Here is a 12,013-nt window from a genome sequence, read left to right as displayed (position 1 = left end):
ATGCGTCGAATGCCGACTTTCGGGTAACCGAGCGTCATGGCTTCTTTTCGAACATCTCCGTCCGGCCCCGTGTGATTGTCGAACCACCCGAGCCCACCTCGGCTCGGTGGACCCACAGTGACCCCGCGACCGCCGATCTCGCCGCCCAGCTGCGGCGTAATCTCCATGCCTGGCTCGACGCGCGACATCTCTCCGATATCGCCCCTGACGTGGTGCTCGCGTCGTACGAGGTGATGGCCAACAGCGTCGAACATGCTTACCGCGACGAGTCGTCACCTGGCCCGCTCACACTCACCGCCGTGCACGAGGCCTCCGCGCTCACGGTGACGGTGTCCGATACCGGTTCCTGGAAGCCCGCCGAGCCGACCCCGCATCGCGGGCGCGGGCTGGAACTCGCCGACGCGATCACCGATCACGTTGCCGTCGATCACGGATCCGGCACTTCGACCACTCTGACCTGGAACCTCGACCGCTCTCAGCGATAACGCCTCGCCAGTCGGCTGCTGTCACACACGCCGATCTGATAGAACAAATGTGTGAACGCGTATCGAATTCGTGCGCTCGGCACCAGCGGGCCCAGCCAGTGCTGTCGGTACAGAAGCGACTTTCTGTGATGCCCGCAGACACGCTGCGCTTCCTGGATACCGCCCCGGCAGGCTACCTGGCGATACGGGCGAGCAGCCAGTGCGTCGTATACGCCAATGCGACGGTATGCCGGACGATCGGCCGAGCATGGTCCGACGTCGTCGGGCGCCGCGTCCACGATCTTTTCGCGGACTCCAGCGCGGACACGGTGACGGCCCTGCTCAGCGCGAGCCCTGACGCCGACACCGAGACTCCCGTCGGCGCCACCGCGGACTTGGTCACCGGTCCGGATTCGGTCCTGTCGATGTTGGTCATGGCCAATCGAGACATCCAGGATGACGACAGCACCATCAGGTTCACTCTGCACAGTGCGACCTCGCACCGAATTCGAGAACAGACCCTCATCGAGGCCCGCGACGGGGCGCTCACCGCGCAGGCCACCACCGCCGACGCGTTGACACGGTCGCAGGACGCGCTCGAAGCTGCTGAGGACGCGCGCAGGGTCGCCGAGGCCGAACGCACGCAGATACAGATTCTCGCGACGACCCTGCAGCGCACCCTTCTTCCTCCGGTGTTGAGTTCCCCGCCAGGAACCGACGTGGCGGCCTACTATCACCACGCGGTCATCGAGGAAGTCGGCGGCGACTTCTACGACGTCTTTCCCCTCGACGAGTCCACGTGGGGATTCTTCCTCGGAGACGTGAGCGGCAAAGGCCCAGGAGCGGCAGCGGTGACGTCGTTGACTCGCTACACGCTCCGGGCGGCCGCTGTGTTCGACCGCGACCCGATCACTGTTCTTCAGAACCTCAATACCGTTCTGTACCACGAGTTTCGCGGGGACGACCCACGCTTCTGCACAGTGCTTTTCGGCACCATCACCCCAGCAGTCGACGAAAAGACGACAACCATCCGGCTCGCGAGCGGCGGTCACCCCCCGGCATTGCACCTGCGGGCCGACGGCAGTGCCGAGTACATCGACACCATCGGTGGCCAACTCGTCGGAGCACTTCGAACCGCACAATTCAGGGCCGCCGACGTGATCCTGGAAGCTGGAGACGTGCTTCTGCTCTACACCGACGGTCTCACCGAGGCGCACGTCGGACCGGGGAAGGCGCGCTACGACGACGCCGGAGCACTCGAAACGTTCGCGAACGACGCGGCCCCGACAACCGCGGCGAGAATCGTCGACGATTTGATCGGCCTGTTGAACAGCTTCGGGTCCGGGCTTCAAGACGACGTCGCGGTACTCGCTCTCGGCGCGCCCTGAGAACGGCGGATCAGCTCACCGCGCCGGGTCCTCGTCCAGGATTGCGGCCACACGGATTTCCACACGCATTCCGTAGGCCCCCAAGGCCTGCACACCGATTTCGGTCCAGATCGGCGCACGGTCGCCCATACGTCGACGCATCTGTTCCACCATCACCCGTCCGTGGGTCTCGCCGATGTATCCCGCAACCTCGGGCACGTGGAAAGAGTCGACCGACACGACGTCGCGCCACGTGGCACCTGCCTGCTGCAATGTGCGTTCGACGTTGTCGAATGCCGCGACGATCTCTTCCTCGAGATCGGAAGGGAAGTTGAACTCGTCGTCCCACCCGCCCTGCCCGGAGATCTCGACGCGGTTGCCGATGCGAACGGCCTGGTTGTAGTGCATGTTCGTCAGCTGAGTGTCTCCGTAACCCGGGGTGGCGAAGAACTGAGGTGTAGTCACGATTCGACCTTTCGCATGTGTATTGACTTCAATCTTGAAGTCAATTTCCACAGTGCATCACTTCACGCTTGAAGTCAAATGGCCGACGGGGCCCGATCGGTATGGTGAGCGGATGGCGCAGATGGAGATTTCGGGTGAGAGCGACGGCAAGCAGTCGCTGTGGCTCACCGCGTCGGAAAAGGAAGCATGGACTGGCCTTGTCTCGCTCGTCCTGCTGATGCCCGGACGGCTCGAGGCACCACTCCAGCAGGAGGCGGGCTTGACTCTCTTCGATTACCTGACCCTCAGCCACATCTCCGAGGCGCAGGATCGGCGAATACGAATGAGCGAACTCGCATATCTGGCAAACGGATCCTTGTCACGCTTGTCCAACGTGGTCAAGCGATTCGAGCACAAAGGGTGGGTCGAACGCTCACCCGACCCCGAAGACGGTCGTTACACCACGGCCGCACTGACCCAGGAAGGCTACGACGTCGTTGTCGCGGCAGCCCCGACACACGTCGCTGCCGTTCGACAGTTCGTGCTGGACCCATTGACAGACGAGGATCAGCAAGCCCTGGCACGCATTTCGGAAAAACTGAAGATCAGGCCCGAGGACTTGGCCTGACCGAGTGGCCGTCGACAACGGCGAAGTGGTTCGATCCAGCTGTTGGATAGAGCGGTGGATTCAGACGCGCGAATCCGTCCTGCCGGTAGTACGGGAAATAGGGGTACGGCGCGTCGGTGTCGGAGACGTTGTCGAGCAACTCGCGATGCGGAGCACTCAGCGACCATCCGGCAGCTCCGAGGTTCTCGTTGAGTTGTTCCCGGTTGCGCGCGCCGATGATCACGCTGGAGACACTGTGCCGATCACTCAGCCAGTTCAGGGCTACTTGCGCAACGGTTTTGGCGGTGTCGTGCGCAACGCGATCCAGCGCGTCGACGACGCGGTAGAGGCGCTCGTCGTCGACCGGCGGCCCGGCAGAGGCGGTGGCGTGCAGCCTGCTGGACGACGGGAGCGGGACACCACGGCGGACACGTCCAGTCATTCGACCCCACCCCAATGGGCTCCATACGATCGCCCCGACTCGCTCTTCGACCGCGAGCGGCATCAGTTCCCACTCGTAGTCCCGACCGATCAGCGAGTAGTACACCTGGTGAGCCACCGGCCGCGCAGCTCCACGCTCGTCGGCGGTCGACAGCATCTTCATCAGCTGCCATCCCGAGAAGTTCGACACGCCCGTGTACAGAATCTTGCCGCTCCGGACCAGCTCGTCGAGCACGCCGACGACTTCCTCCATCGACGTCGAGGCGTCGTAGGCGTGGAGCTGGAACAGGTCGATTCGGTCGGTTCCCAGTCGGCGTAGCGCCGATTCCACCGCCTGAACGAGTCGCCGACGCGAGGTGCCGTAATCGCCGGCACCGTCCCCGGTCGGGAGCGCTGCCTTGGTGGAGATCACGACCTTGTCCCGTCGTCCACGAAGCGCGGCACCGAGAACCTCCTCGGATGCACCGTCCGAGTAGACGTCCGCGGTGTCGAACAGGTTCACGCCGGCGTCGAGGCACTGATCGATCAGTTCACGGGCGGCGTCGACGTCGGTAGTCCCCCACGCTCCGAAGAAATCACCGCGTCCGCCGAACGTGGCGGCGCCGAAACCGTACTCGGACACCACCAAATCGGAGCTTCCAACTTGTCGATACCTCATATCGAACCTCTCTAACGGGACTGCATTTCCGTTAAGACCATACAACGGTTCGCAACAAAACGGAACTGCAGTACCGTTAGTGGCTGCAATGCCGTACGATCGGGCACCATGACCGTTGCGACGAAAGGCAAGCCCGCAACCGCGACAGCGCGCCCGGGCGGCCGCACCGCCCTTGTGCGCCGCGCAGTGCTCGCAGCCACCGAGGATGCGCTGATCGAGTACGGGTTCGCCGGTGTAGAGCTCCCCGCCGTCGCCGACGCCGCGAAGGTAGGCAAGACGACGGTGTATCGACGATGGGGATCTCCGCAAGCATTGGTGTCGGACCTTCTCGACGACATGGCTGCTCGATCGGTCAGTGCAACGCGGACAGGCGATTTCACTGCCGACCTGTCGGCAAACGCCGAACTGGTCGTGAAAACCCTGACCGATCACCGCACCGGCAGACTCTTCTCCGCGCTCATCGCCGCCTCGACGCACGACGCGGACACCAAGCAAGCATTGGCGGATTTCTATCGAACGCGAGTGTCGGAGTGGGCGGCAGCAGTCACCGACGCCGTCGAACGTGGCGACCTGCCTTCCGACACCGACGCCGACGAAGTCGTTCGATATCTGTCGGCACCGCTGTACTACCAATTCATGACCACCACGAAGCCACTCGATGCAGCAGACGCCGACCGAGCAGTGCGAGCAACAGCAGCAGCGGCACGCGCGGGCGTATTCGGCGGACGAGAACAGGACACCCGTGGAAACTCCTGACGGCACGTTGCCGCAACCCGAGACAGTCGTCGTGGATGGAGTCTCGATCGCGACGTACGTGCTCGAACCGCCGACAGAAGCCGTCGGCGATGTGGTCATCTGCCATGGGACGCCGTGGTCTGCAGCAGTATGGGCAGGCGTCGCCCACCACCTGAGCCGGGATCATCGGGTTCACCTCTGGGACATGCCGGGCTACGGCCGGTCCGGAACCCTGGACGCGGCAGTCGATCTCGACACCCAGATGTCGAGATTGGCTCGGCTGCTGTCACTGTGGGGAGTGAACCGTCCGCATGTCATCGCCCACGACATCGGCGGCGCGGTCGCACTCGGTGCACATGTACTGCATGGCGTCGACTATGCATCGTTGTTTCTGTGGGACATCGTCACACTGGACCCCTGGGGGTCGCCATTCTTCAAGCTCGTCGCCGAGCACACCGACGTGTTCGGCGCGCTTCCCGCACCATTGCACGCTGCGCTCGTGCGCGAATACATCGCCGGTGCTGCCCGGCGGCCGCTGAGTTCCGCGTGGCTCGACACCCTGACCGGGCCCTGGCTCGGGGAGGTCGGACAGCCCGGGTTCTACCGACAGATCGCCGCCCTGCGCCCCGACCACACCCAGCCCTTGGTCCGCAAACTGGCGGAAGTTCGCTGTCGGACTCGAATCGGTTGGGGCACCGATGATCCCTGGATACCGGTGGAGCAAGCAACCCGGCTTCGGCAATCGCTACCGGGCGAACCGGCCGTGATCACACTCGACGGCGTCGGACACCTGGCGCCGATCGAGTCCTCGGCCGACGTATGCAGGGCCGTCGACGATTGGATCCGTTGATGATTGGGTCCGTCGACGTATATGCGTGCTACCCGGAGTTGCCCGCCGCGACGGCGTCAGCCGCACGAGCCTTGGCGAAGTTGGCGATGCTCTGGGCGTAGTGCGGGGTCTCTAGTTCGCAGTGCTGCCCCGACGCCTTCTGCCGCGCTGCTGCGGCGTCTTCGAAGGTCTGTCCGCTCGAAGTGATGAACTCGAGGAATTCCTCGGTGGGGTGCGAGGTGACCGTGTTGATGTAGCGCAGATTGTCGCCGTCCAGTTGTTCGATGCCGAGCTCCCAGATCACCTGAGTGGTGGTCCATCCGGCTGCCGAGAAGACGTCGGAGATCGAGACCATCTTGCAGTAGTGCCTGCTGGCGACCTCGAAACGGTACTGCTGGATGACGAGACCGGTTCCGATCATCTCGACATTGATCGACATCGGGGTGCCGTCGTCGTCGACGGTGTAACCGGCGGCCTTGTGATCCCCGGGTGCGCAGCGCTGATACTCATGCGTTGGAAGGGTTTTGAGCCACTGCTCGATATCGACGAAGTCGAGCGGCGCAGTGACGTCGGCGGTGACCACTGCATGCGAGAGTTGAAGATCGGGACGAGGAGTTACGCTCATGGTGTTCTTCTTTCGAGTTGAGCCGGTCATCCGGCGACTTGTTCGACAAGAAGAACTCTGGTGCACGTCGGAGGCGAAAACATTGAAGGTCTCGTTACTCGTCCACTACCGGCTGCCCGGTATCTCGTTCCTCGGGCCTCCCGAACGCTTCTCGGGTGACCGTTCGAACCGCTGGTCGACCCGTTCGGCGAGCGCCGTGACGTCGTCGTCGGTGTCCGCGCTGAGACGGCGAAGTCGTCACCGCCCACTCGCCACGCAACGTCCGACGCACGCACGACTTCTGTCCGTGCCCAGCGACGACGTTCTTCACACCCGAAACCCAGGGTCGAGATCTGACCACCATCGACGACGCCAACGCATCTTCGGGCGTATCGGAGTCTCGATCCACCGGCCCGCACACCTCGACCGAGCACTGCGGTTCAGCCGGATCCGCCCGCTCACCTCTGTGACGCAACCGCAGAAGCCGATAGCACCCTTGACAGCGCACTTGCATTTTGCAAGTGTTCTCGCATGAGCCTGTTCATCACCTGCCCCGTCGACGACGTCGAGCGCGCCACCACCTTCTACACCGCCCTCGGCTGGACCCTCAACGCAGAGATGTCCGACCACAACGTCTCGTGCTTCGCGATCACACCCGGGCAGTACGTCATGCTCGGCAGCCGCGAGATGTACGCAAGCGTGGGAGGTACCGAGGAGTTGATCGGCGGGCCGGGCACCCCGTCGAAAGTCACCGTTTCCTTCGACCTCGCCAGCCGCGAGGCCGTCGACGAACTCGTCGAACGTGCAGGCGCCGCCGGTGGTCGAATCGGTGACACCGACGACTACCCGTTCATGTACCAGCGCCAGTTCGACGATCCCGACGGCTATCACTACTCCCCGTTCTGGATGAAGCCGGACGTCGACACGCCCGCATGAGCGACCTGGCCGCAGCGCTCGACGTCGTCGGCGCTCGGTGGGCTTTACTGATCGTGGAGCGACTGCTCGACGGGCCGCAACGCTACGGCGATCTCCAGCGCGATCTCGGAACGCCGACGAACATGCTCGCGACCCGTCTGCGCGAACTCGAAGCAGCAGGCGTGTTGACCCGTCTTCCGTTGAAGCACAACACACGAGCCTACGCACTCACCGAACGCGGACATGCCCTGCGCACGGCGATCGACGCGCTCGGGCGTTGGGCAGCGGACGCAGAACGCCGAGGATGAGTCGGCCGTTTGGGTTCGTAGCGATGTCGTCGGGCGAGGTTCGGCTTGCCGATTCCATACTCACTCGCGCGGCGTATCGCAATCGAGATGGACGCCTTCGAGAACCCGCGGACACGAACTCGGCGGGACTTCAGCACCAGCGTCCGCATCGTGTACCAATGCGATAAGTTCTCGCTATGGCGCGTGGCATCGCAGGGACGGCGCGGGGAATCACCCTTCAGCAGTTGCGGTACTTCGTGGAAGTGGCCGCCGAGGGATCCATCAGTGCCGCGGCCGACCTTCTCTACGTCGCGCAACCGACCCTGTCGTCCGCATTGAAAGACATCGAGAATCGCGTAGGGCGTACGCTCTTCCTTCGCTCGACCCGCGGCGTGACGCTCACCGAGGACGGGGCGGAATTCCTAGGCTATGCGCGTCAAGTGGTCGAGCAGGCAGAGCTCCTGGAACAACGCTATCTGGGCCGCGGACCCTCTCGGCGGCTGCTGGCCGTGTCGACTCAGCACTACTCGTTCGTCGTCGACGCCTTTGCCCGGATGGTGAAGGCATCCGAAGCGGCAGAATATGCGTTCACTCTTCGCGAGACCCGTACGTGGGACATCATCGAGGACGTTCGCACACTGCGAAGTGAGCTCGGTGTGCTGTATCGCAACGAGTTCAACGCAAACGTGATCGACAAGTTGATTCGCGAAGCCGGACTGGTGTTCACGCCGCTATTTCTGGCATCGCCGCACATTTTCGTCGCCCGCACGAATCCGCTCGCAGAACGAACGAGCGTGACCCTGAGTGATCTGGAGGATCTGCCCCGGCTCACCTTCGACCAGGGTGCCAACAACTCCTTCTACCTGGCTGAAGAGATCCTCTCCACCCGTTCGTCGAAGCAAGACATCCGGGTGAGTGATCGGGCGACCATCTTCAACCTCATGATCAGTCTGGCTGGATACACCATCTCCACCGGCATCGTCTCGGACGATCTCGATCCGTCCATCGTCGCCGTGCCGTTGGACGTGGACGAGCGCATCGAGATCGGTTGGATCGGTCATGCCTCGGTGTCCTTGACCGCTCAGGCCCGGCGATTCGTGCTGGAGATGCGCGACGTCGTCTCAGGATTCGGAGTCGATCTCCTGGGATAGCCATTCGGTATATCCAGCTATCGTTCGAAGCAATTAGCCTATGGCGGTCGGTCTGTCTACACTCATTTTCGCGTCACTTTGCGCCGCCGATCTTCGAATATCTCGGCCCGAGAGTCCATCTGGGCACGAGGATGCGGCGGGCCGAAGTGCTGCACAGAACCAAGCAATCAGCCGTGCGGCGACGCCCTCGTCGCTGTAGTTACCGCACATGATCGGGGCAACTCTCCACAATGACGAACGACTGTGCCTTCAGCATCGATACGACACGCTTCGACGAGGACTACACACCGTCGACCAGCTCGCGCAGTACGACGAATTTCGCGAATCTCGCACGGGGCGAGGGTCGCCGACAGAATCTGCGCAATGCGGTGACGATGATGAATACCCGTGTCAACGAGTTGGTGCACTGGGACAACCCACGTGGTGACCGCTACAGGCTCGACCTCGACATCGTTTCCGTAGACCTGCATCTCGCGTCGGCCGGGGATGGATCCGCATTCCCGGTGATCGAAGTGCTCGATGTCGACATCGTCGACATAGAGGCCGGATCCCGCACCGAAGGAATCGTCGGGAACAACTTCTCGTCGTACATTCGTGATTACGATTTCAGCGTTCGGCTCCCGGGGCACCGAGCAACGGGAATCCCCAGCGACTTCGGCGACCTGCACGGGCAGGTGTTCCAGCGTTTCGTCGAGTCGGACGAGTATCGCGAACGATTCTCGCAGCCGCCGGTCATCTGCATCAGTGTGTCGACGTCCATGACGTACCGCCGTCTTACCAATCACCATCCGATTCTCGGGGTGGAGTACGTGGCGGACGAGCAGTCGCTCACCGACCGGTACTTCGAGAAGATGGGGCTCCGCGCGCGATACTTCATGCCTCGCGGTTCCGCCGCTCCACTTGCCTTCTACCACCGTGGCGACTTGCTCAACGACTACTCGTTACTCGCGCTTGCAGGAACGATCGCGACGATGGAAACGTTTCAGAAGATCTACCGTCCGGAAATCTACAATTCGAATAACGCAGCGGCGCAGGTATATCGGCCCAGCCTCGACAACGGCAACTACTCACTGCCACAGGTGAGTTACGACCGTGTCGAGCGCACCGGCCTCGCAACCACCCAAGGAAAGTTCACCGAGGTAAATCTCATCGAACCGTACGGCGCCGTTCTCGAACGGTGGGCTTTCGCGCAGACGGCCTGAGCCCGCAGAACCGAAAGGTACCAGAGATGAACACCCTCCTACCCACCTCGATCGTCGGTAGCCTGCCCAAGCCCTCCTGGCTATCCGAGCCCGGAAAGCTGTGGTCCCCATGGAAGTTGCGAGAGGACGAACTGCGCGAAGGGAAACTCGACGCCCAAGCCCTTGCGGCGCACGAGCAAAAGCAAGCCGGGCTCGACATAGTCAGCGACGGTGAACAGACCCGTCAACACTTTGTGACCACGTTCATCGAGCACCTCAGCGGCGTCGACTTCGATCGACGCGAGACCGTACGAATTCGAGACCGCTACGACGCAAGTGTTCCAACGGTAATCGGCGAAGTCAGCCGCGAAAGGCCTGTGTTCGCCGACGACGCCGCCCGCCTCAGAGCGACAACCGACCAGCCGATCAAGTGGGCCCTGCCCGGTCCGATGACAATGGTCGACACACTCTACGACGACCACTACAAGAGCCGCGAAAAGCTTGCGTGGGAGTTCGCGACGGCGCTGAATCAGGAAGCGAAGGACCTGGAAGCGGCAGGCGTGGACATCATCCAGATCGACGAGCCTGCGTTCAACGTGTTCTTCGATGAACTGAAGGACTGGGGCGTGGCGATGCTCGAGCGTGCCACGGACGGGTTGAGCTGCGAGACTGCCGTGCACATCTGCTACGGGTACGGCATCAAGGCCAACACCGATTGGAAGGCGACGCTCGGGGCAGAGTGGCGTCAATACGAGCAGTCGTTTCCACTGCTGCGACAGTCTTCGATCGACATCGTGTCGCTGGAGAGCCACAATTCGCGGGTACCGGTCGACGTGATCGAATTGCTTCGGGGCAAGAAAGTCATGCTGGGAGCGATCGATGTTGCGAGTAGCACCATCGAGACGCCAGAGGAAGTCGCCGCCACCCTTCGACGCGCCCTCCCGTTCGTCGACGCGGACAAACTGTATCCGAGCACCAATTGCGGTATGGCGCCTCTCGATCGACGGGTCGCGCGAGAAAAGATGCGCACGCTCGCCGCCGGGACCGAACTCGTGCGTCGCGAGCTGTCCTAGCGGCGCCACGGCACCCGAATGCCTTGCAAGACATGCGGCGGAATGTACGTCCAGTCCCGGTGCACACCTGGGAGGAGGAACGGGTGCTCCTCCTCCCGATCGTCTCAGTGTTGTAGTGCCGGGTAATCGGTGTAGCCCTCTGCACCGTCCGAGTAGAAGGTGCTCTGGTCCGGAGTGTTCAGTGGAAGGTCTTCCTTCCATCGGCGGGCCAGATCCGGGTTGGCGATGGCGGGACGGCCGACCACGACAGCGTCGCCGAATCCGTCGTCGACCAGCGACAGAGCTTCGTCCCTGCTGGTGATTTCGCCGAATCCACTGTTGACGAGAACAGGACCGCCGAAGGTGCGGCGCAGATCCTGAACGAGCTCACCCGACGGATCCTTGTGCAGCACACTCAGGAACGCCAGACCCAGCGGAGCGATCCCCTTCACCAGGGCGGCGTAAGTCGCGTGTACGTCGTCGCGGTCGGTTTCGAGCGCATCCTGAATGTTGTGCTCGGGCGAGATTCGGATTCCGACGCGGTCGGCTCCGATGGCGTCGGCGACCGCTTGCGCGACCTCCACGACGAACTTCGCGCGGTTCTCGGGTGTGCCGCCGTAGGCATCGTCACGCTGATTCGATGCGGGCGAAAGGAACTCGTGCAGCAGGTAACCGTTGGCGGAGTGAATCTCGACGCCGTCCAATCCTGCTGCGATGGCGTTCTTGGCTCCTTGGACGAATTCCTCGATCACCGAAGGAAGTTCGTCGGTCGTCAGGGCGCGAGGCACGGGGTACGGCTTCTTCCCGTCGTAGGTCCGTGTCTCACCGTCGATGGCGATCGCGCTCGGGGCGACGACCTCGTAGCCGCCTGTTGTCGCCTCGTGCGTGACACGGCCTGCGTGCATGACCTGAGCAACGATCAGACCACCCTCGGCGTGCACGGCGTCGGCGACATTCTTCCAGCCGTCGATCTGCTCGGGCGTGACGAGGCCGGGTTGGCCGGGGAATCCCTGACCCGCGTGCGACGGATACGTGCCTTCGGTGACGATCAGACCGAGCGAGGAACGCTGACGGTAGTGCTCGACCACCAGCGGGCCGGGAACTCCGTCACGCCCGGACCGCACCCGCGTGAGCGGAGCCATCACAAGCCTGTTCTCGAGGTCGAGGGCACCTAGCGTCAACGGAGAAAACAACTTCACTGATTCGACTCTTTCCAGACGGGGGCGATACTTACATCGACTAACCGTCGGCAACAGTCAGGTATTCCGGTCAGAGATG

Annotated in this window: 14 protein-coding genes; 10 read left to right on the top strand and 4 right to left on the bottom strand. The window is 62.8% G+C overall.

What is annotated here, in order from left to right; all coding sequences use genetic code 11:
- The first annotated feature begins 71 nt into the window (after nucleotides 1-71).
- Together CH292_RS04530 and CH292_RS04525 are read left to right on the top strand one after the other, a co-directional pair.
- Nucleotides 72-485, top strand: a complete 414-nt coding sequence (locus CH292_RS04530; RefSeq protein WP_094654077.1) for an ATP-binding protein — start codon at nucleotides 72-74, stop codon at nucleotides 483-485.
- A 128-nt stretch (nucleotides 486-613) separates the two neighbouring features.
- Nucleotides 614-1,852, top strand: coding sequence for a PP2C family protein-serine/threonine phosphatase (locus CH292_RS04525; protein WP_143545461.1), 1,239 nt, complete (start codon nucleotides 614-616; stop codon nucleotides 1,850-1,852).
- Between the two features lie 15 nt (nucleotides 1,853-1,867).
- Here the strand turns inward: CH292_RS04525 and CH292_RS04520 are convergent, their stop codons facing one another.
- Entirely contained in the window at nucleotides 1,868-2,296 is a 429-nt protein-coding gene (locus tag CH292_RS04520; protein ID WP_020111284.1) for a Rid family hydrolase, read from the bottom strand.
- 112 nt (nucleotides 2,297-2,408) lie between these two features.
- Here CH292_RS04520 and CH292_RS04515 point away from each other — a divergent pair, with 112 nt between their 5' ends.
- Complete coding sequence (locus CH292_RS04515) at nucleotides 2,409-2,903, top strand: MarR family winged helix-turn-helix transcriptional regulator (RefSeq protein WP_019663377.1); 495 nt, start codon at nucleotides 2,409-2,411, stop codon at nucleotides 2,901-2,903.
- Here CH292_RS04515 and CH292_RS04510 read toward each other — a convergent pair.
- The gene (locus CH292_RS04510) at nucleotides 2,881-3,981 is read right to left on the bottom strand and encodes an aldo/keto reductase (protein ID WP_094626296.1); all 1,101 of its coding nucleotides are present in this window, start codon (nucleotides 3,979-3,981) and stop codon (nucleotides 2,881-2,883) included. The genes CH292_RS04515 and CH292_RS04510 overlap by 23 nt on opposite strands.
- Nucleotides 3,982-4,089: 108 nt before the next feature.
- Here CH292_RS04510 and CH292_RS04505 point away from each other — a divergent pair, with 108 nt between their 5' ends.
- Together CH292_RS04505 and CH292_RS04500 are read left to right on the top strand one after the other, a co-directional pair.
- Entirely contained in the window at nucleotides 4,090-4,737 is a 648-nt protein-coding gene (locus CH292_RS04505; protein WP_094654076.1) for a TetR-like C-terminal domain-containing protein, read from the top strand.
- The gene (locus CH292_RS04500; RefSeq protein WP_094654075.1) at nucleotides 4,724-5,566 is read left to right on the top strand and encodes an alpha/beta fold hydrolase; all 843 of its coding nucleotides are present in this window, start codon (nucleotides 4,724-4,726) and stop codon (nucleotides 5,564-5,566) included. Before CH292_RS04505 ends, CH292_RS04500 begins: the two co-directional genes overlap by 14 nt.
- 28 nt (nucleotides 5,567-5,594) lie before the next feature.
- Here CH292_RS04500 and CH292_RS04495 read toward each other — a convergent pair whose 3' ends face one another.
- On the bottom strand, nucleotides 5,595-6,170 hold the full coding sequence (locus CH292_RS04495; RefSeq protein WP_256977915.1) for a hypothetical protein: 576 nt from the start codon (nucleotides 6,168-6,170) through the stop codon (nucleotides 5,595-5,597).
- Nucleotides 6,171-6,680: 510 nt separating this feature from the next.
- On the opposite strand from CH292_RS04495, the gene CH292_RS04485 reads away from it, so the two are divergent.
- The 5 genes from CH292_RS04485 to CH292_RS04465 all read left to right on the top strand — a co-directional run bounded on the left by CH292_RS04485 (nucleotide 6,681) and on the right by CH292_RS04465 (nucleotide 10,756).
- Entirely contained in the window at nucleotides 6,681-7,085 is a 405-nt protein-coding gene (locus CH292_RS04485; protein ID WP_094654072.1) for a VOC family protein, read from the top strand.
- On the top strand, nucleotides 7,082-7,372 hold the full coding sequence (locus tag CH292_RS04480) for a helix-turn-helix domain-containing protein (protein WP_019663370.1): 291 nt from the start codon (nucleotides 7,082-7,084) through the stop codon (nucleotides 7,370-7,372). Before CH292_RS04485 ends, CH292_RS04480 begins: the two co-directional genes overlap by 4 nt.
- Nucleotides 7,373-7,548: 176 nt before the next feature.
- A complete protein-coding gene (locus CH292_RS04475) occupies nucleotides 7,549-8,502 on the top strand; it encodes a LysR family transcriptional regulator (protein ID WP_019663369.1) in 954 nt (317 codons plus the stop codon).
- A gap of 230 nt (nucleotides 8,503-8,732) precedes the next feature.
- The gene (locus tag CH292_RS04470) at nucleotides 8,733-9,704 is read left to right on the top strand and encodes a putative oxygenase MesX (RefSeq protein WP_094654071.1); all 972 of its coding nucleotides are present in this window, start codon (nucleotides 8,733-8,735) and stop codon (nucleotides 9,702-9,704) included.
- A gap of 26 nt (nucleotides 9,705-9,730) precedes the next feature.
- Complete coding sequence (locus CH292_RS04465; RefSeq protein WP_179277905.1) at nucleotides 9,731-10,756, top strand: methionine synthase; 1,026 nt, start codon at nucleotides 9,731-9,733, stop codon at nucleotides 10,754-10,756.
- Nucleotides 10,757-10,860: 104 nt separating this feature from the next.
- On the opposite strand, the gene CH292_RS04460 is transcribed toward CH292_RS04465, so the two are convergent.
- Nucleotides 10,861-11,934: an alkene reductase gene (locus CH292_RS04460; protein ID WP_019663366.1), complete on the bottom strand. Its 1,074-nt coding sequence runs from the start codon at nucleotides 11,932-11,934 to the stop codon at nucleotides 10,861-10,863.
- Nucleotides 11,935-12,013 lie beyond the last annotated feature (79 nt).

This window comes from Rhodococcus sp. 14-2470-1a (assembly GCF_002259425.1).
Classification (GTDB): Bacteria; Actinomycetota; Actinomycetes; order Mycobacteriales; family Mycobacteriaceae; genus Rhodococcoides; species Rhodococcoides fascians_E.
This window is presented reverse-complemented; position numbering and strand designations above follow the sequence as displayed.